Annotated in this window: 20 protein-coding genes; 16 read left to right on the top strand and 4 right to left on the bottom strand. The window is 66.1% G+C overall.

The window, feature by feature from the left end; translation table 11 throughout:
* Window positions 1-2: 2 nt before the first annotated feature.
* Window positions 3-404 carry a hypothetical protein gene (locus ACRYLO_RS02790; protein ID WP_294017238.1) on the bottom strand — a complete coding sequence of 134 codons (402 nt, stop codon included), beginning with the start codon at window positions 402-404 and terminating at the stop codon, window positions 3-5.
* A gap of 71 nt (window positions 405-475) precedes the next feature.
* Here ACRYLO_RS02790 and ACRYLO_RS02785 point away from each other — a divergent pair, with 71 nt between their 5' ends.
* The 16 genes from ACRYLO_RS02785 (at window position 476) to ACRYLO_RS02710 (ending at window position 16,207) form a co-directional block, all read left to right on the top strand.
* Complete coding sequence (locus tag ACRYLO_RS02785; RefSeq protein ID WP_482658761.1) at window positions 476-1,693, top strand: sensor histidine kinase; 1,218 nt, start codon at window positions 476-478, stop codon at window positions 1,691-1,693.
* 83 nt (window positions 1,694-1,776) lie between these two features.
* The gene (locus ACRYLO_RS02780) at window positions 1,777-2,808 is read left to right on the top strand and encodes a substrate-binding domain-containing protein (protein ID WP_482658760.1); all 1,032 of its coding nucleotides are present in this window, start codon (window positions 1,777-1,779) and stop codon (window positions 2,806-2,808) included.
* Window positions 2,809-2,853: 45 nt separating this feature from the next.
* Complete coding sequence (gene pstC, locus ACRYLO_RS02775; RefSeq protein ID WP_482658759.1) at window positions 2,854-4,233, top strand: phosphate ABC transporter permease subunit PstC; 1,380 nt, start codon at window positions 2,854-2,856, stop codon at window positions 4,231-4,233.
* Window positions 4,226-5,527, top strand: a complete 1,302-nt coding sequence (gene pstA, locus ACRYLO_RS02770; protein WP_482658758.1) for a phosphate ABC transporter permease PstA — start codon at window positions 4,226-4,228, stop codon at window positions 5,525-5,527. The genes pstC and pstA overlap by 8 nt, the downstream gene beginning before the upstream one ends.
* Window positions 5,527-6,345: a phosphate ABC transporter ATP-binding protein PstB gene (pstB, locus tag ACRYLO_RS02765; RefSeq protein WP_482658757.1), complete on the top strand. Its 819-nt coding sequence runs from the start codon at window positions 5,527-5,529 to the stop codon at window positions 6,343-6,345. Before pstA ends, pstB begins: the two co-directional genes overlap by 1 nt.
* 1 nt (window position 6,346) lies before the next feature.
* Window positions 6,347-7,048, top strand: coding sequence for a phosphate signaling complex protein PhoU (gene phoU / locus ACRYLO_RS02760; RefSeq protein WP_482658756.1), 702 nt, complete (start codon window positions 6,347-6,349; stop codon window positions 7,046-7,048).
* Between the two features lies 1 nt (window position 7,049).
* Window positions 7,050-7,742: a phosphate regulon transcriptional regulator PhoB gene (gene phoB, locus ACRYLO_RS02755; RefSeq protein ID WP_066662523.1), complete on the top strand. Its 693-nt coding sequence runs from the start codon at window positions 7,050-7,052 to the stop codon at window positions 7,740-7,742.
* Between the two features lie 118 nt (window positions 7,743-7,860).
* Window positions 7,861-8,160 carry a hypothetical protein gene (locus ACRYLO_RS02750; protein ID WP_482658755.1) on the top strand — a complete coding sequence of 100 codons (300 nt, stop codon included), beginning with the start codon at window positions 7,861-7,863 and terminating at the stop codon, window positions 8,158-8,160.
* Window positions 8,161-8,257: 97 nt separating this feature from the next.
* Entirely contained in the window at window positions 8,258-9,154 is an 897-nt protein-coding gene (locus ACRYLO_RS02745; RefSeq protein ID WP_482658754.1) for an SDR family NAD(P)-dependent oxidoreductase, read from the top strand.
* An 88-nt stretch (window positions 9,155-9,242) separates the two neighbouring features.
* On the top strand, window positions 9,243-10,310 hold the full coding sequence (locus ACRYLO_RS02740) for a hypothetical protein (RefSeq protein WP_482658753.1): 1,068 nt from the start codon (window positions 9,243-9,245) through the stop codon (window positions 10,308-10,310).
* 389 nt (window positions 10,311-10,699) lie between these two features.
* Entirely contained in the window at window positions 10,700-11,488 is a 789-nt protein-coding gene (locus tag ACRYLO_RS02735) for a hypothetical protein (protein ID WP_482658752.1), read from the top strand.
* A 64-nt stretch (window positions 11,489-11,552) separates the two neighbouring features.
* Window positions 11,553-12,044, top strand: coding sequence for a pyridoxamine 5'-phosphate oxidase family protein (locus ACRYLO_RS02730; protein WP_482658751.1), 492 nt, complete (start codon window positions 11,553-11,555; stop codon window positions 12,042-12,044).
* A gap of 118 nt (window positions 12,045-12,162) precedes the next feature.
* Entirely contained in the window at window positions 12,163-13,488 is a 1,326-nt protein-coding gene (locus tag ACRYLO_RS02725; protein ID WP_482658750.1) for an MFS transporter, read from the top strand.
* Window positions 13,485-14,405 (top strand): cysteine synthase A, encoded by a 921-nt coding sequence (gene cysK / locus ACRYLO_RS02720; RefSeq protein WP_482658749.1) that lies wholly within the window; start codon window positions 13,485-13,487, stop codon window positions 14,403-14,405. Before ACRYLO_RS02725 ends, cysK begins: the two co-directional genes overlap by 4 nt.
* Window positions 14,406-14,504: 99 nt before the next feature.
* Entirely contained in the window at window positions 14,505-14,798 is a 294-nt protein-coding gene (locus ACRYLO_RS02715; protein WP_482658748.1) for a hypothetical protein, read from the top strand.
* A gap of 116 nt (window positions 14,799-14,914) precedes the next feature.
* Window positions 14,915-16,207 carry a cell wall hydrolase gene (locus ACRYLO_RS02710; protein ID WP_482658747.1) on the top strand — a complete coding sequence of 431 codons (1,293 nt, stop codon included), beginning with the start codon at window positions 14,915-14,917 and terminating at the stop codon, window positions 16,205-16,207.
* Here ACRYLO_RS02710 and ACRYLO_RS02705 read toward each other — a convergent pair.
* From ACRYLO_RS02705 to ACRYLO_RS02695, 3 genes are read right to left on the bottom strand one after another with little or no spacing between them, the layout of a single operon-like run.
* The gene (locus tag ACRYLO_RS02705) at window positions 16,200-17,663 is read right to left on the bottom strand and encodes a PH domain-containing protein (RefSeq protein ID WP_482658746.1); all 1,464 of its coding nucleotides are present in this window, start codon (window positions 17,661-17,663) and stop codon (window positions 16,200-16,202) included. The two genes, ACRYLO_RS02710 and ACRYLO_RS02705, sit on opposite strands and share 8 nt — an antisense overlap.
* Window positions 17,660-18,145, bottom strand: a complete 486-nt coding sequence (locus ACRYLO_RS02700; RefSeq protein WP_482658745.1) for a PH domain-containing protein — start codon at window positions 18,143-18,145, stop codon at window positions 17,660-17,662. The genes ACRYLO_RS02705 and ACRYLO_RS02700 overlap by 4 nt, the downstream gene beginning before the upstream one ends.
* A 49-nt stretch (window positions 18,146-18,194) precedes the next feature.
* Complete coding sequence (locus ACRYLO_RS02695) at window positions 18,195-19,466, bottom strand: hypothetical protein (RefSeq protein WP_482658744.1); 1,272 nt, start codon at window positions 19,464-19,466, stop codon at window positions 18,195-18,197.
* Window positions 19,467-19,566: the final 100 nt, after the last annotated feature.

Here is a 19,566-nt window from a genome sequence, read left to right as displayed (position 1 = left end):
CGTTACCCGCGCGGCATCTGAAGCGATGCGAAACAGGTAAAGCCGCTCGTCCCGCGCTGCAGCCGGCGGATATAATTGGTGTAGGCGCGGCTCTGCTCATAGGTCGTGCCGGGCAGGTTCGCGCCGTTCAGCGCCTGCTTGACCTCTTCACCCTTGAAATTGCGTCCGGCCGGCGGAAACGCGCCCTGCGTCCCGGCCGGCACCAGCGATCCATCGGCGGCGATATAGTTGCCCGCGCGTCCTGCATCGGGGACCGGAATCTCGCAATTCAGCACCGATCCGGCAGTCTGGGCGAGCGCCGGTTTGATCGACACAATCGCCGACGCGCTTGCGGCACCCAGCATCAGCGCGCGCCTGCTCGGGCGTTTCGGCGATCCGTCCTTGGGGGGCGTGGTGTCGGCCATATGCGTTCTTCCCTCGCATAATGGCCTTTCACAAGTGTGAATCGCGCGGATGATCGGTTAGGCATGAAGTCATGCCCAGCCTGACCAACCCCCGCACCTTCGCCGCGCTGATCGCCGTCCTCGTCACCGCGGTTGTAGCGTGGATCACCGCCGGACCACAGGCGGGCGGGATCGCGCTCGTCGGCGCGACGCTGGCGGCGCTGATCGCTTCGCCCCCGCCCGAGGAACCGGCCCACGAAATACCGGGCCCCGACCCGGTCAGCACTGCCCCCGCCGGCGTGGCCGAGGCGATCGAGGCGGTGTTCGAACCGATGTTGCTGGTCGAGGCGCAGCGGGTTGAAGCGGCCAATCGCGCCGCGCGCGCGCTGCTCGGCGAGCATATCCTGGGCGAGGATGTCCGCGTTGCGATCCGGCACCCGGCCGCCGCCGAACGGCTGCTCAACCCGGTCGAGGGCGCGCCGGGCGGCCCGATCCATCTGGTTGGTCTCGGCACCCGCGACCAGCGCTGGGAGATGCGCGTGCGCGCGCTGCCGGGCGGTGCGCGGGTCGTCCATTTGAGCGATCGCACCGGCGCGCATGCGGCGGACCGGATGCGGGTCGATTTCGTGGCCAATGCCAGCCATGAGCTGCGCACCCCGCTCGCTTCCATCCTCGGCTTTATCGAGACGCTGGAGGATGCCGCGGACGATCCCGAAACCCGTGCGCGGTTCCTGAAGGTCATGGATAATGAGGCGCGGCGCATGCGGCGGCTGATCGACGACCTCATCTCGCTGTCGCGGATCGAGGCGGAGAAATACCGCGCGCCCGACGATGTCGTCGATCTCGCCGCACTGCTCGCGCAGGTCCGCGACGAGCTGGCCTCCCTCGCGCCGGCGCGGGCCGCGGACATCGCGCTGAGCGTCGAGGCGCTGCCGGGAGTACGCGGCGACCGGGTGCAACTCTCGCAGCTGCTGCACAATATAATCGGCAATGCGATGAAATATGGCCGAGCCGGAACGCCGGTGACCGTTGCGCTCGACGCCACCGATTCGGCGATGGTCCGCCTGACCGTGCGCGACGAGAGCGAAGGCATTGCGCCCGAGCACCTGCCGCGCCTGACCGAGCGATTCTATCGGGTCGATTCGAGCCGCAGCCGCGCGGCCGGGGGGACCGGGCTGGGCCTGGCGATCGTCAAGCATATCGTCGAGCGGCATCGCGGTCGCCTCGACATCACGAGCGTGGTGGGCCAGGGTACTTCGGTCACCATTCTGCTGCCTGTCGCGCCGATTCCGGGGCCCGTGTCATCATAGCGTCACGCAACTGCAACAGACGGCCAGCGCGGGCGGGACCGGCCCCTGTTTCGCGACTCGCAAGATGGCCGGGGGGAATCACGATGCGCAGTTTTTCGCTGATCGCGCTTTCGGCGCTGACCTTGTCTGCCTGTGGCGGCGGGGGCCAGGCGTCGCGCGATCAGATCAAGATCGTCGGTTCTTCAACCGTTTACCCCTTCACCACCATGGTCGCCGAACAATTTGTCAATTCGGGCAGCTTCAAGGCCCCGGTGATCGAATCGACCGGCACCGGCGGTGGCATGAAGCTGTTCTGCGCGGGCGTCGGCCCGCAGCACCCCGACATGACCAACGCGTCGCGCCGGATGACCGCGTCGGAATTCGACCTGTGTCAGCGCAACGGCGTCACCGACATTCTTGAGGTTCAGGTGGGCATGGACGGCATCGCCTTTGCCGAATCGGTCAATGGCCCCAAGATCCGGCTGACGCTGGCCGAAGCGTATCGCGCGCTCGCCGAAAGCCCGATGGGCAAACCCAATACGTCGAAGCTGTGGTCGGACATCAACCCGTCGCTGCCGGCGGTGCCGATTTCGGTCATGGGCCCGCCGGCGACCAGCGGCACGCGCGATTCACTGCACGAACTGATCATGCATCCGGGCTGCGAAGAGGCCTATCCGCAGGTCAAGGAAATCGAGAAGACCGACAAGGACAAGGCAACCGAGCTGTGCACCCGCGTGCGCGAGGACGGCGTCTATGTCGATTCGGGTGAGAACGACAATCTGATCGTCCAGAAGCTCAGCGCCAACCCCAATGCCATCGGCGTGTTCGGCTATTCCTACCTTGAGGAAAACGCGTCGCGGCTTAAGGGCGTCCCGGTCAACGGGGTCGAGCCCAGCTATGCGGCGATCTCGTCGGGCCAGTATCCGGGTGCGCGCGCAATGTTCATCTACGTCAAGAAACAGCATCTGAAGGCGGTGCCAGGGATCAATGAATTCCTGGCCCAATATACCCGGATGTGGGGCCCCGGGGGCCCGCTGGCCAAGCGCGGCATGATCGCCTCGTCTGACGCGGACCGCAGCAAGGCGAGCGACACCATCGCCAAGGGCCTGACGATGCAGCGCGGCGATCTGAAATAATCCGAACCGATACCAACATCGTTCCCAGATAGGCGGCTTCGACCGGTGAATGTTTTCGCACTCCTGTTCCTGATCCTCGGCCTGGGCCTGATTGGCTGGCTGACGGCGCGCGCGCGGGCGGCGCGCATGGCACGCGGGCTGCCCGCCAAACGGCTGCACAGCCTGCCTAGCCAGCATGGTTGGTATGTCGCGACCTGGGCGGTCATCCCGGCGCTGATCTTCCTGGTCTTCTGGGTCAACATCAGCCCCGGGCTGGTCACCGAAACGGTGCTTTCCACCCCGGCCGCCGCACAGCTTCCGGCATTCGGGTTCGAGCGGGAGACGATCCTCAACGAGGCGCGCAGCCTTGCACAGGGCAGCAGCCAGGGCGCCTTCTATCCCCTCGCCGAACAGCTTGCGCCGGCCTATGCCACGGCGCTGAACCGCTATGACTGGATCGGCACCGCGCTGGCGCTGATCCTCGCCTTTGCCTTTGGTGCGTTCGCCTTCACCAAGGTCAAACCGGACTTCCGCGCACGGACGAAGTTCGAACGGGCGGTGATGATGCTGTTGCTGGTCGCGTCGCTGATCGCGATCCTGACGACGCTCGGCATCTTCCTCTCGCTCATTTTTGAAAGCGTGCGCTTCTTCTCGATCGTGCCGATCACCGACTTCCTGTTCGGGCTGAACTGGAGCCCCCAGGTCATTCGCGCCGACGATCCCGGCGCCAATCTGGGCGCGCTGCCGCTGTTCTGGGGCACCTTCTTCATCGGCGCGGTCATTGCGATGATCATCGCGATCCCGTTCGGCCTGATGAGCGCGATCTACCTCACGCAATATGCCCCGCGCAGCTTCCGGGCGTGGATGAAGCCGATCCTGGAGATCCTGGCGGGTGTGCCGACCGTCGTTTACGGCTATTTCGCGGCGCTGACGGTCGGCCCGCTGATCCGCGACTTTGCGGTGATGCTGGGCTTTCAGTTCGCCTCGGCCGAAAGCGCGCTCTCGGCAGGGCTGGTGATGGGCATCATGATCATCCCGTTCGTATCGTCGATGGCCGATGACTCGATCGCCGCGGTTCCCACCGCGATGCGCGACGGCTCGCTCGCCATGGGCGCGACGACCAGCGAGACGATCAAGCGCGTCCTGATCCCCGCCGCACTGCCGGGCGTGGTTGCCGGCATCCTGCTGGCGGTCAGCCGCGCGATCGGCGAGACGATGATCGTGGTGATGGCGGCATCGGGCGCAGCCAACATCACGCTCAACCCGTTCGATGGCGCGACCACCGTGACCAAGCAGATCGTCGACCTGCTGACCGGTGAGACCGCGTTCGACAGCCCCAAAACGCTCGCCGCATTCGCGCTGGGCCTCACGCTGTTCATGATCACCTTCCTCCTCAACATCGTCGCGCTGCGCGTCGTCAAAAAGTATCGCGAAGCTTATGAGTGAGAGCCTCATCCCGCAGCTCCCGACCGGTAACGAAGAGCCCGCACGCGCGGCTCCGACCGGCTGGAAAACCGACGCGATGCAAAAGCGCATCCGTGCCCGCTATGCCAAGGAGCGTCGCTTCCGCATGTGGGGGCTGGCGGCCGTCGTCGGCTCGGCCAGCTTCCTCGCCTTCCTGCTCGTCACGATGCTGTGGCAGGGCATTGGCGGGTTTCAGCGCGCCGAGATCGCACTGCCGATCGACTTCAAGGCTGCGGCCCTTGAGGTCACGCCGGAACAGCTGCGCGGCAAGGGTGCCGATCTGGCGCTGGCCAGCGCGGGGCTGAACGATGTCGTCGCCAATGCCGCCGTCGCCGCCTTCGGCCCGGAGGGCGCCGACTATATCTCCGAAAGTGCATGGGTCACCGTCCGCGACGAACTCAAGGCGCGGCCCGAGTTGCTGCAGGGGCGCGCGTCGATCGACGTGCCCGCCTCGTCGCCGATTGCGCTTGCCGCCAAGGGCGATGGCAGCGATCCCGAAGTGATCAAGGTGGCAACCCGGCTGCGCGATCAGGGAACGCTGACCCAGGGGTTCAACATTGACTTTCTGGTGGGTTCCGACGCCACCGACCCGACCGGGGTCGGCATCTGGGGCGCGCTCAAGGGGTCGCTGCTGACGATGCTGGTGACGTTGCTGATCGCCTTCCCGATCGGCGTCTGCTCTGCCGTCTATCTGGAAGAATATGCCCCGCGAAACCGCTGGACCGACCTGATCGAAGTGTCGATCAACAATCTGGCGGCGGTGCCGTCGATCATCTTCGGCCTGCTCGGGCTCGCCGTGTTCCTCAACTTTCTGCACCTGCCGCGTTCCGCGCCGCTGGTCGGGGGGTTGACGCTGGCGCTGATGATCATGCCCGTGATCGTCATCGCTGGCCGTAACGCGATCAAGGCGGTGCCGCCGTCGATCCGCGACGCCGCGCTCGGCATCGGCGCGAGCCGCATTCAGGTGGTGTTCCACCACGTCCTGCCGCTGGCGTTGCCGGGCATCCTGACCGGCACGATCATCGGCATGGCCCGCGCGCTGGGTGAGACCGCGCCGCTGCTGCTGATCGGCATGCGCGCCTTCATCGTCACGCCGCCGGGCGGCGTGTTCGATCCGGCGACAGTGCTGCCGGTGCAGATTTTCCTCTGGTCGGACCAGGTGAGTCGTGGCTTTGTCGAGAAGACGAGCGCCGCTATCATCGTCCTGCTGATCTTCCTGCTCGCGATGAACGCCATCGCCATCTATCTTCGCAACCGCTTCGAGACCCGCTGGTGATGACCCAAACCGATTATGCAAGCACCGCCGTCGACAGCGCCGCGCCCGCCCAGGCCGGAACTGTACCCAAGATGTCGGCACGCGGCGTCAACGTCTTCTACGGCGAGAAACAGGCGATCCGCGACGTGTCGATCGATGTCGACATGGAGAATGTGACCGCGTTCATCGGCCCGTCGGGCTGTGGCAAGTCGACCTTCCTGCGCACGCTCAACCGCATGAACGACACGGTCGCCAGCGCGCGGGTCGACGGCAAGATCACACTGGACGGCGAGGATATCTACGACCGCTCCATGGATGTGGTGCAGCTGCGCGCGCGCGTCGGCATGGTGTTCCAGAAGCCGAACCCCTTCCCCAAGTCGATCTACGAAAACGTCGCCTATGGCCCGCGCATCCACGGCCTTGCCCGCGCGCGCAACGAAATGGACATGATCGTCGAACGCTCGCTCAAGCGCGCCGGGCTGTGGGAAGAGGTCAAGGACCGGCTGCAGGACAGCGGCACCGCGCTGTCGGGTGGCCAGCAACAACGGCTGTGCATCGCACGCGCCATCGCGGTCGATCCCGAAGTCATCCTGATGGACGAGCCCTGCTCGGCGCTCGATCCGATCGCCACCGCCAAGATCGAGGAGCTGATCCACGAACTGCGCGGCAAATATGCGATCGTGATCGTCACCCACAACATGCAGCAGGCCGCACGGGTCAGCCAGCGCACCGCCTTTTTCCATCTCGGCACGCTTGTCGAATATGGCGAGACGGACCAGATATTTACCGCGCCCCGTCAGGAGCGGACCAAAGATTACATCACCGGAAGGTATGGCTGAAATGTCAACGGGCCAGGAACACACGGTCAAGGCGTTCGACGAGGACATCAAGCATCTGCGCGCGCTGATCTCGCAGATGGGCGGCCTTGCCGAGCAAGCAATTGCCGATGCGATGCTGGCACTGACCCGCAACGACACCGCTCTGGCAAAGGATGTCCGCGCCAAGGACAAGGCCATCGACGCGATCGAGGCGGAGGTCGAAAAGCTCGCCGTCCGCGTCATCGCCCTGCGCGCGCCGATGGCCGACGACCTGCGCGAAGTCGTCGCCGCACTCAAGATCGCGGCGGTCGTGGAGCGGATCGGCGATTATGCCAAGAACATCGCCAAGCGCGTTCCCCTCGTCCACACCCCCGGTGCCGACCGGATCGAAGCGATTTCGATCCTGCCCGCCATGGCGCAGATGGCGAGCGAAATGGTGCATGACGTGCTCGACGCCTTTTCGGCACGCGATGCCGAGGCCGCGATCCGGGTGGTCGAGCGCGACAACCGGCTCGACGATTTCTACGACAGCATCTTCCGCACGCTGGTGACCTATATGGTCGAAAACCCGCGCACGGTGAGCGAAGTCGCGCATCTGCTGTTCGTCGCCAAGAATATCGAGCGCATCGGCGACCATGCGACCAATGTCGCCGAAATGGTCTATTTTGCCGCGACCGGCAGCTACATGGCCGAGCGCGACACGGTCGAGGTTCCGGAGGCCTGAGATGAGCCGCGCCCGCATGCTACTGGTCGAGGATGATGCGGCACTCGCCGAACTCCTCACCTATCATTTCCGCCGTGAGGATTTCGAGGTTCGCCACACCCCCGATGGCGAGGAAGCCTTGCTGCTCGCCCAGGAATCGCCGCCGGACATCGTCCTGCTCGACTGGATGGTCGAAAGCCTGTCGGGGATCGAAGTGTGCCGCCGCCTGCGCCGGATGAGCGAGACGGCGAACGTCCCGATCATCATGCTCACCGCGCGCGGCGAGGAAGAGGACCGTGTGCGTGGCCTCGAGACCGGGGCGGACGACTATGTCACCAAGCCCTTCTCCCCGCGCGAGCTGGTCGCGCGCGTCGGCGCAGTGCTGCGCCGCGTGCGCCCGGCGCTGGCGGGCGAGGCGCTGACCTATGCCGATATCGAAATGGACACGGTCGGCCACAAGGTGAGGCGCGGGGGCGAAGTCGTGCCGCTCGGCCCGACCGAATTCCGCCTGCTCAAGCATTTCCTGGAGCATCCGGGCTGGGTCTTCTCGCGCGAACGGCTGCTCGACGCGGTGTGGGGCCATGACAGCGATATCGAAAGCCGCACGGTCGACGTCCATATCCGGCGGCTGCGCAAGGCGATCAATATCGGCAACCGCCCGGACATCATCCGCACCGTGCGCTCGGCCGGCTATTCGCTCGACGCCGGGCAGTAACGTGCTGCGTCAGGTTCGCTGACGGGCAGCACCGGCCCGCTCCGGAAAGATTCTTCTCCTGACGCGTTGGCGCGACGAGCAATTCGCTCCGAAGCGTAACAATGTCAGGAGAACGAAGATGAAGCTGATCGCACTCGCCGCAGCGCTCGCGGTGGCCGGAACGGCTGCTGCGCAGGACATGGCGGCCCCTGCCCCCGCCGCGCCTGAAACCACCACCACCGCCGCGACGACCGAAGATCCGGTCGGCGGCTACCAGCCTGCGACCCCGCCAATGTCGGCGCCGCCCGCGCCGGGTACGACAGTGGTGTTCCAGCAAGCACCTGCACCAGACGTCGCTTTCCCGGCCCCCGCCCCGCTTGCCGAATATCCGATCTGTAAGAAGGGCCAGTATGACAATTGCCGCCAGCGCGGCGGATGAGCCCCGTGGGGCGGGTGCTACCCCGCCCCACCTCCCCGCTTGCCAGCCGCGCATGTGCGCCGCATAGCTTGACGGAAACGTCAATGCGGAGAGGGTTATGAGCATCAGTTTTGCAGGCCGCGTCGCAATCGTAACCGGCGCTGGCGGTGGTCTGGGACGCGCCTATGCGCTGGAACTCGCACGGCGCGGTGCACGGGTCGTGGTGAACGATCTGGGCGGATCGCGGGATGGCAGCGGTGCATCGGATGCGGCCGAGCGGGTAGTCGCCGAGATCGAAGCTGCGGGCGGCGAGGCAATCGCCAATGGCGGCAGCGTTACCGACTATGCGCAGATGCAGGAAATGGTCGCCCAGGCTCAGGAGAATTGGGGCGGCGTCCACATCCTGATCAACAACGCCGGCGTGCTGCGCGACAAGAGCTTTGCGAATATGGAGCCGGAGGATTTCCGCTTCGTCATCGATGTCCATCTCAATGGTTCGGCCAATGCGACCAAGGCGGTATGGGCGACGATGCGCGACCAGAATTACGGTCGCATCCTGATGACCGCATCTTCCAGCGGCCTCTACGGCAATTTCGGCCAGGCGAATTACGGTGCGGCCAAGCTCGGCCTCGCCGGGCTGACCAAGACGCTCTACCTGGAGGGCGCGAAATACAACATCCGCGTCAACACCCTTGCCCCGACCGCAGGCACGCGCATGACCGAGGATATTTTCCCCGAAGCCGCCTTCAAGGCATTCACCCCCGAAAGCGTCGCGCCCGCTGCGCTGTTCCTGGTCAGCGACGATGCGCCGACCAACGCGATCGTCGGCGCAGGCGCCGGGGTGTTCCAGGCCGCTTACGTAACCCTCACTCAGGGCGCACGACTGACCGGGGACGACATGAGCCCCGAGGGTGTCGCCGCACATTGGGCACAGATTACCGATCGCACCGGCGAAATCGTGCCCAAGTCGGGTGGCGAGCAGGCAATGACGATCATGGCCAAGCTGCAAGGTTGAAGTTTTTCGATGTGGGGCAGACCAGCGCCACGGCGTATTGCATCACTAACACACTTGTGGCAGTCTCTCCGGCACAGGAGGGACTGCCATGTATAGCGAAGTGGATCTGAACAGCGCGGTGGAGGCCGGGGCAATCAGCCCTGAAGCCGCCGCCGCATTCCGCGATCATATCGCGTCGATGCGCTCTGCGCCGATCGCGGATGAGGAGCATTTCCGACTGTTGACCGGGTTCAACGACATCTTCGTCGCGATCGCCGCAGCGCTGATGCTCGTCGCGGTCGCCTGGATCGGCGGCGAGATCAAGCCCTGGCTGGGTGGCCTCGCGGTCGCGGCACTGGCCTGGGGGCTGGCCGAGTATTTCACCCGCGTGCGCCGCATGGCGCTGCCCAGCATTCTGCTGCTGCTCGCCTTTGTCGGGGGCATTGCCGCGACATTGGTGGGCATCGTTGTGGACAATGGCGAATGGCTCGAACGCTATGTCAGCCGGGAAGGTGAAACATTTGCGCGTCAGGTCGCGGCAGGCATTGCTGCCACGGTCGGCCTGGTCACTGCCGCGGCTGCATGGCTGCACTGGCGGCGGTTCATGGTTCCGATCACCGTGGCGGCGGGGGCGGTCGCGGTCGTCGGGGTGATGATCGCGCTCATCATGCTTGCATTCCCGGCGGCCAAGGATTGGGCGATGTCGATCGTGCTGGCCGGCGGCGTGCTGATGTTCCTGTTCGCCATGCGCTGGGACATGTCCGACCGCGAGCGCAAGACGCGCCGCGCCGATGTCGCCTTCTGGTTGCATCTTGCCGCCGCGCCCATGATCGCACACCCGATCTTCCACATGCTCGGCGTGTTCGACGGCGCGGTTCAGCCGGGCATCGCCGCCGTCGTGCTGTTGCTCTATGTCGGCTTTGCGGTCGTTGCACTCGCAGTAGACCGCCGCGCGCTGCTCGTCTCCAGCCTCGCCTACGTCCTCTACGCCATGTATGCGCTGTTGCAGACTGCGGGCGCGGTCGAACTGGGTGCGGCGCTGACGGCATTGGTGATCGGATCGGCGCTGCTGACCCTGTCGGCCTTCTGGCAGCCGATGCGCCGGCTGGTGGTCGGCCCGCTCGGTGCCCTTGGCGACCGGCTGCCACCGGTGCCGATGCGCGCGGCCTATGCCTGACCCGGGTCGGGGCGCGGGTTAGCCGCGCCCCGGTCCAACTGGAGCGGCCAAATGATACCAATATGGCCGCATCTTTGACGTGATCGCCGACCCATCCCGCGCAATTGCGCCGCCCCGCGATGTGGCTTTTGGGTCGCAAATACTCGGATTTGTTGGCCACAGCACCGCCCAGCGCGCAAAATGAGTAGCTGGCGCGTTGCGCCGCTGCCGCAGAGCGCCCTTACTTTGCTCCACTTTGGGGAAAGTAGTGGCTTCTTTGCGTGCGAACTTCACGTGCAACAACCTGGTCTGCCGCCATGTTGCCTAGGCCCGGCAAAGATCTTGAGGCATCGGCGCCGCTATCGGGGCCCGTATTCGATCTGCACGTCCTCGAATTTGCCGTGTCGGCGATGGCGCACGCGCTGGAAATGTTCGGCAGCCTCAACAGCGCAGTCGTGTTCGCGGCAACGGCGCGTGCCTGTGGCCCGTTTGACCAGTCCCCCGGGCGTAAGCGACCGGTCAGCATCAATGCGCTGGCTGCATCGATCGGTCGGCCGTTTGAAACGACGCGCCGTCATGCCATCGCACTGGTCGAGGTCGGGCTGATCGCCCGCGCGCCGGGCGGTCTTTCCGTGCCGATCGATACAATTGTCGAACCGCGCCTGGCGCGCTTTACCGAAAGCTGCCACGACCTGCTCGTCTGTCTGGTCGAGGATTTGGGCAAGAACGGCTTTGCGTTGCCGCCAACCGGCACCGATATCACCTATGACCCGCGATCCGGGGTGGGGATCGCACTCGACCTCATCCTCGCTGCGATGGAAAGCCATGGGCCGCGCGAGGAGAATTTCACCCGGCTCTCCCTGCTGCTGGCGGTCGAATGGGGCCATTGCCGCCGTGCCGATGCCGGGCCGGATGGCAAGTCCGATCCAATGATCCGCACCAGTAACGCCGCACGCATGCTCGGGCTGCCCTATGCGACGACGTCCCGCAATATCGATGCGCTCGTTGCGCGCGGTCTGCTGACCCGATCGGGCGCCATTCTGCTCCCGGTTGCCGATGCCCCAGCCATCGCGGCCCGCACGACGCTGGCCAACCGCGCGCGTCAGCTGCTCGGACGGCTCGCCCTGTGCGGCTTTCCGATGGAGCGTCCCGGCACGGCCTATATTCGCGGCCGCATGCCGCCGCCTGATTTGGGTTAGCATAGGGAACCGCGTCGCGGCATCGGCCGTTCCCGCTGCAATCCCACCATTCAGGAGCAGCCCGATGCCGACCCCGCAGGAACTCGCCGACAAATTCTGGTCGGCGCTCGACAGCGACCGCACCCTTTTCCTCGGCCTCGACGGTGCGCGCGACGGCCATGCGCAGCCGATGACGGCGCTGCGTGAGGACGGGCAAACGGGTGGTCCGATCTGGTTCTTTACCACCAAGGACAACAGCCTGGTCGCCGCGCTGAGCGAGAGCAACCGCGCCATGGCCCATTTCGTGACCAAGGGTCATGATCTGTGGGCGACGATCCACGGCAGTCTGGTTGCCGACAATGATCGCGCCACCATTGACCGGCTGTGGAACCCGTTCATCGCGGCATGGTATGAAGGCGGGAAGGACGATCCCAAGCTCCAGCTTCTCCGCCTCGACACCGAACATGGTCAGATCTGGCTAAATGAAAACAGCCTGTTCGCGGGTCTCAAAATGCTGCTCGGCTCGGACCCGAAGGCGGATTATCAGGACAAGGTCGCCGACGTTTCGCTTGCCTGACCCACGCCAACCGTCGCGAACGCCGCGCGCAACGATAACTTCATTGCGCGAAGCGTTCGCGACCCCCTAAGGCCGGTTCGTCCGCCGGTCATCGGGACCGACGGCCGGACAGGAACGCATGGCCGCCCATCCCTTCTCGATCCACAATTACCGCGTCTACTGGATCGCGCGGCTTGCATCGACACTGGCCGGACTTTCGATGGTCGTGGTCATTGGGTGGCAGGTCTACGACATTGCCCGTGAAACCATGGGCATTCGCGAGGCCGCGTTGCAACTTGGTTTTGTCGGGCTGGTTCAGTTTCTGCCGCTGCTCGCGCTTACCCTCGTCACCGGCTGGGTTGCCGACCGGCTCGACCGCCGCTGGATCGTGCGCGCCGCAATCGCGCTGGAACTGGGTTGCGCCGCCGCGCTGGCCTGGCTGACGCAGAACGATACGATCACCTTGCCCGCTTTGTTTGGCATCGCCGCGCTACTCGGCGTCGCACGCGCGTTCATCAGCCCTGCGCAACAGGCGCTTGCGCCTAACCTCGTGCCCCCCGCCTCGCTCCCGACCGCGATCGCGCTGAGCGCATTGGCGTGGCAGGTTGGCTCGATCGGTGGTCCGGCCATGGGTGGCTATCTCTACGCGGTCGGTCCGGCGGTCCCCTATTGGGTCGCCACCGCGCTGTTCGGCGTCGCGTTCGTCATGATGCTGCTGGTCACTCCGGTGGCGCGCAGCACCATTGCTCGCATCGGCAACCCGTTGATGCAGATGATTGAGGGGTTACGCTATGTCCGACGCAACCGCCTCGTCCTCGGCGCGATCTCGCTCGACATGTTCGCGGTGCTGTTGGGCGGTGCCACCGCGATGCTCCCCATCTATGCCCGCGACGTGCTGATGATCGGCGCGGACGGCCTTGGCCATTTACGCGCGGCGCCGGCAGTCGGTGCGGTGGCGGTGGCGGTGGTGCTGTCCTGGCGTCCGCTCAAGACCAATGTCGGGGTCAAGATGCTGTGGGCAGTCATCGGCTTCGGCGCGGCGACGACCGTGTTTGGGTGGGCCGGGCCGTTGATGACCCGCTGGTTCGGGCCGAGCATGATCGGCAGCGAACTGGCCCCGGCAGTGCTGGTGTCGATCGTCGCGCTGATCGCGCTGGGTGCCTTCGACATGATCTCGGTCTATGTCCGCTCGTCGCTGATCCAGCTGCATACGCCCGACGCGATGCGCGGGCGGGTGGGATCGGTTTCGACGCTGTTCGTGTCGAGCTCGAACGAGCTGGGCGAGGCGCGTTCGGGCTTTCTCGCCTCGCTGATCGGGCCGGTCGTCGCGACCGTGGGCGGCGGCATCGCAGCGATCTTGGTAACCGCGCTTTGGGCGCGTATCTTCCCCGAATTGCGGCGCGCGCGGACCTTCGATCCGCCCGCGTCGTTGGACAATCCCCCGCCAGAGGAGATCAAGGCATGAAGGCGAACAACATCCTCGAAACGATCGGCAACACCCCGCACATCCGCGTGGCCCGGCTGTTCCCCGATGCCGAGGTGTGGATCAAGTCGGAGCGCACCAATCCCGGCGGGTCGATCAAGGACCGCATTGCGCTCGCAATGATCGAGGCGGCGGAGGCCGATGGCAGCCTGACGCCCGGCGGCACGATCGTTGAGCCGACCAGCGGCAATACCGGCGTCGGCCTGGCAATGGTCGCGGCGGTCAAGGGCTACAAGCTGATCCTGGTCATGCCGGAAAGCATGAGCATCGAACGCCGCCGCCTGATGCTCGCCTATGGCGCGAGCTTCGACCTTACCCCGCGTGAAAAGGGCATGAAGGGGGCGATCGAGCGTGCGCTGGAAATCGTCGAATCGACCCCGGGCGCATGGATGCCGCAGCAGTTCGAGAATCCGGCCAATATCGACGTCCATGTCCGCACCACGGCGCAGGAGATTCTCAAGGACTTCGCCGATACCCCGCCGGACGTGATCATCACCGGCGTCGGCACGGGCGGCCACATCACCGGCGTCGCCGAGACGCTCAAAAAGACCTGGCCGGCGCTCAAGGTGTTTGCGGTCGAGCCGGAACTCTCGCCGGTCATCTCCGGCGGCCAGCCGGGGCCGCATCCGATCCAGGGCATCGGCGCGGGCTTCGTCCCCAAGAACCTGCACACCGACTCGATCGACGGCGCGATCCAGGTCGATGCCGCCGATGCGAAGGAGTTTGCCCGCCGCGCGGCGCGTGAGGAAGGGATGCTGATCGGCATCTCGTCGGGCGCGACTCTGGCGGCGATTGCGAAGAAGCTGGGCGACCTTCCGGCCGGTTCGCGGGTGCTAGGGTTCAATTATGATACAGGTGAGCGCTATCTGAGCGTTCCGGACTTTCTTCCCGAGGCGTAATGACTCGCATTCTGTCCCGATACGGATAAACTGGCCTGAGTCGGGGAACACGGATTCCGGGGGGAAATCGTGCGGAATGCAATGATTTGCGTCAGCGTGATGCTGGCAATGTTTTTGGCGTGGCCGATGGTGTTCGGCAGCGAACAGACATCGGCCGTTCGGGCAGCCGGGGCGAAGGTCGCGGCGGTCGCCGCGTCCGGTGCCACTGCTGCCGATGCGCGGCTGGTTAAGACTGCCGTCAAGCCTGCGGGGGCACCGCAAGCCAAGGCGCTGGAAAGCTGCTTCAAACGCTATGAGCGCGAATATGCGCGCTGCAATGCGATTGACAGCAGCTGCCGGATGAAGGTGGCGGACCAGTGGGACCTGTGCGAAGCGACGGGCTTCTGGCCCTGAACTGAGGCCGTCCGACGTTCCGGACCAACGGCGCGGTTTGCCGCGCGTGCGTCTTGCGCTAAAGGGAGACGGCCAGCACCCCTGGCGTTTCGCCGCTGAAGGACCGCGCGCCCCCTGTGACCCCCTCCCCCGTTCCGGTAACCGCGCCCCGTCCTGCTCCGGGCCTGTGGATCGCGCTCGCGGCGATTGCGCTGGCGGCCATCGCAGTGCCGCTGGCTGTCGTGCAGATTGCAGGGCCGCCCGCAACGGCGCCAGTGCTTGCCGAAATTTCGCGGCCAAAACGCGTGGTACCGAAGGCCGAACTGCCAGAGGTCGAGCCGGTGCGCCTCGCTGCATTGTCGATGGACGATGCACGGACGTTCAACGCCGCCATCCCCTTTTCGACCGACCCAAATCCTGCAGCCCGCCCATTGATCCTCGACGCTGGTGCCGAAGATTTCGGGCGCGCGGTCGACTGCCTCGCCGCTGCCACCTGGTATGAGGCTGGCGACGACCCGGTCGGCCAGCGGGCGGTGGCTCAGGTGGTGCTCAACCGGATGCGCCACCCTGCTTTCCCCAAATCGGTCTGCGGCGTGGTGTTTCAGGGGCAGGAGCGGCGTACCGGCTGCCAGTTCACCTTCACCTGCGACGGTGCGATGCGGCGCACCCCCGCCCCCGCCGCCTGGGGCCGGGCGCAGACGATTGCGCGGCAGGCGCTGACCGGCGCGGTCTTTGCAAAGGTCGGGCATTCGACGCATTACCATACCGACTGGGTGGTGCCCTATTGGAGTTCCAGCCTGGATAAGGTGGCAGAGGTGAACACCCACCTCTTCTTCCGCTGGACCGGCTGGTGGGGGACGCCGCCGGCCTTTCGTCGCGGCTATGCCGGGGCTGAACCGGTGGTGGCGAAGATGGCGGCGCTGTCGCCCTTTCATGGCGGTGGCGAGGTCGCGCTGGCCGGAGTGGTCGATCCTGCGGCGATGCTGGACCCGGACACCATTCCGGAGTCGGCGGTGCCAAAGCCGGTGGCGTCGGGGGGCGACAATTTCCATGTCGTTCTGGACAAGGCGCTGGGGGCGGATGCCTTTGCGGCGCTGGCGATCCGGACTTGTGGTGAGCGGCCCTATTGCAAGTTCCTCGGCTGGACCGACCGGACCAAGGTGCCGGCGGTCGGCGCGGCGCTGACTCCGGCGCAGATCGAGGCGATGTCGTTCAGCTATCTGCGGGACAAGGAACAGGGGTTTGGCAAGGCGCTGTGGAATTGTGGCGAGTTCAAGCGGCCCAGTCCGATCCAATGTATGCGGCGGACGCCGGTCGCTGCGGCGGCCGCCCCGGTGCCGGTTCCGTCGGCAACGCCGGAGGTGCTGAGCGGGGTGCGGCGCAAGGCGGCTCCGTCCCCTACTCCGGTCCCCTCCCCGGACGTCAACTGATCCCGGCGACGAGGTCGCGGGCCAGGGTCGCGCCGTCGTCCAGAGCGACATCGACGACAGCGGGGGTGCTGGCCAGGCTGGCCCCGGCGGTGTCGATGTCGACGGTGACGAGGCCGAGCCAGCGCTGGATCAGGCCCTGACGCAGGGTGACCACCTGGACATTCTCTACGGGCACGATCCAGTCGCGCTGGGCTAGCACCCCTCGCATCACTTGCAGGCTGGCGCTGCGGAGGGCGTAGCGGTGGAATTTGCGTTGCAGCAGGGCGGTGAGGACTGGCGGGAGGGTCAGGATCAGGCCGAGCCAGGCGAAGGGGGTCAGCAGCAGTGCGGCGGCGATGACCAGCAGTGGCAGGGGGATTGCCAATACCAGGGCCCGGAGGATGTGGGCCGGGGCTACGGGGCGGAGCGGCAAACGTTCGAAGGGGGGCAGGCCGGCTCGCTCGACGATTCCGGCCACTTCATAATCGCGGGCCAGGGGGGCGAGGGTTTGGCGGCCGCTGGGGTCGTTGCTGCCGCCAAGTGTTTGGACACTCAGGTCATTCCAGCCGAGCAGGCCGCGGAACGGGCCGCGCTGGATCAGCGCCAGCTGGATGCGGCGCATGGCAACGACCACTTCGCTGCGGGTCAGCAACCCTCTGGTCCGGCGGAAGCGGCCGATCCCGGCGCGCAGTTTGAAGTTCCATTCGCGCAGCACCGTCCGAGCCACCCCGGTGATTACCCCCAACACCACCACCAGCCCGAACAGGCCGAAGCCGGTGGAGTAGGTCAACCGGCTCTGCACTTCTCCCTGCGCCGTTTCCGCCAGATCGGCGATTTCGTCCCAGCCGAAGCCAAGAGCATCGCCAAGGAACTGGATGCCGGTGGCCAGGGCGGCGATCCAGACCAGCGAGAAGCTGAACAGCCCCAGCAGCAGCACCCGCCCCGGCGACATGGCGAACACGTCGGTCAGCCTGTCCTCGACCGGCTGGGCGTCTTCGCCGGTGTCCAGTCCGACCATCGGCCGGGCCGGGGCGCCGCGCAGGGCTCCGCGCAGTCGGGCGGCTTCGGACAAAGACACGCTGTCCAGCACCGCTTCGTCCTTGTCGCCACCGCCGGTTTCGACGCGGACTTCGGCGAGGCCGAAGATGCGGGACAGTGGCCCCTGTTCGATGCCGACGTCCTGAATCCGCTCCAACGGGATCGAGCGGCGGGTTCGGTTCAACAGGCCGCGTTCGATCACCAATTCGCTGTCGGTCACTTCATAGGTGAAGCGCCGCCAGTTGATCCACGTCCACACCAGGCTGACGACCGCAATCCCCACCGCCGCCAAGGCGATCCAGCCAAGACCCCGGCCGGAGGTGATCCCGATGATCGCGGGCAGGCCGAGGACATTCTGTGGCGCCTTTTTCAGGAACCAGATGACGACCGTCAGCGGGTGGACGCGGCGCGGTCCGTGGTCTTCAATCTCCTCGCTCACCACGGGTCGACCGTCAGCTGGTCGCGGATCGCGTCGCGGATCTCCTCCGCCGTCTCCCGCGTGATGCCGGGCAGGTCGACCTGGCTGTTCGCGGTTCCGGCGGTGTGCAGCACCAGGGTGGCGACGCCGAACATCCGCTCGACCGGCCCCTGTGTCACGTCGATATGCTGGACGCGCGCGGCGGGGACGATGGTGTGGCGACGGGCGAGCCAGCCGGAAGCGACGTGCAGTTCCTTCCCCGTCCATGCCCAGCCCCAGCGTCGCCAGCGCGCCGGGGTCGCGATCAGCACCGACCACAGGCCGAGCGGGGCGATGACGGCGGTGGGCAGCCAGATCGGGAACCAGCCGAACGCGGTGCTGAGGCCGAAGCCCGGCCCGATCGAGACGAGCGTGGCGATCGTCCAGAAGACGGCGGCGGACAGGCGCATCGCCTTGAGCTGGCCATGTTCGAGCGGGTGGAGCGGCGTGTCTGGGAGCAGCATTCCTCCGTTATGGCGGGTGGGGCGAAAGGCTCAAGGGGTTATGGGTTGGCTATTCCTCCCCCAGCTTGCTGGGGGAGGTGGCATCGCGCAGCGATGACGGAGGGGCCGCCCTCGCAGAGGGCGGAATTTTGTCGAGCTGTTCACCGGCCGTCTGCGCGGCCGCCCCTCCACCACCGCCTTCGGCGGCGGTCCCCCTCCCCTGAGCAGGCTCAGGGTAGGAATTAGAAGTGGCCCCCTCCCCCGCCCTCGCGCGGCATCGGGCGAGCCAGGCTTCGCGGGCGGCGTCGCCGGCGGCGATAAGGGGTTCGAGTTTGGCGTCCTCTTCGGCTTCGACGGCGTCTTCCTCTTCCTCGGTCAGATCGCGCTCATAATCGTCGGTGCCGGGGATGCCTTCGTCGAAGCCGTGGAAATCATGGGGCGGCGGGAAGCTGGTGCGCCAGGCGTTGCGTTCGTCGCACCACCAGATGGGCGGCGCAGTCGCGTCACTGTCCAGACGATCCTGACAAGAATCGCATGTGTCGGACAGGCTGTCAGCATCCTCATCCGGCGGCACTTCGGACGCGAGCGCGACGAGGCCGATGGCTTCGGCGCGGCGCCATTGGTCGTCGGTCCAGCGGGCGCGGTCGGCGGGGTCGAGGTCGGTGGCGGGGACGGCGGCGCTGTCGTCGACATGGGTGCGCAGCCAGCGATCGGCGCGGGCGAGCGTGCGGATCGGGGCGAGGTCGTCCTCACTGGCCACCCCCGCCGCCCCGAAGCGCGCGGCGAGGAACAGGCCGGCGCGGCCCGGTGCCGCCGATTGTTCGACCAGATCGAGATATTGTTCGAAGTCCGCCGCAGCGAGCCGCACGGCGGCGGCGTCGGTATCGGTGCAGGCGGCGTCGGCGCGCTTGTCGAGCCGGTTCAGCATCTTCCACGCCAGCTGGTTGTCGTAGCGGTGGCGGGTGGTGATGCTGCCATTATCGCCGGTGACGGATTCGCGGACACCGTTGAAGGCGCGGTCCATCAGTTCGTCGGCAAGGGAGTCGCGGGCGCGAAGCTGAGCCGCCTTCCACCCCAGCGCGAACGCCGCGCCGCGCGCGCTGTCGCGCAGGGCATAGGCGGTCTGGCGCGACATGCCGACGATGGCGCACGCCTTGGTCACATTATGCCCGCGCGCGAGGGCGGTGAGGAAGCGCTTCTGCTTTTCGGGGGTCCAGCCGTCGTAACGCTGGGCATCGGGCACGCCGGGTTCGAGTTCGTGGAAGGCGGCGTGGTTGAAGGTCGAGACGTCGTAGGTTGAGGGCTTTGGGGGCGCCGGTTCTGGCGTGGTGAAAGCGTTCATGTGTGCCGGTCCTTTGCTGATGTGATGCAGAGGACCGGTTAGGTATGCCGGAACGGGGGCTGTAGGAAAGTTCTATTTTTGTTCTCGCGCGCCACTAGCC

This window comes from Sphingomonas sp. SDUR79 (assembly GCF_056821745.1).
Note: the sequence above shows the minus strand (reverse complement) of the source record. Positions and strands in the feature narration are given on the sequence as shown.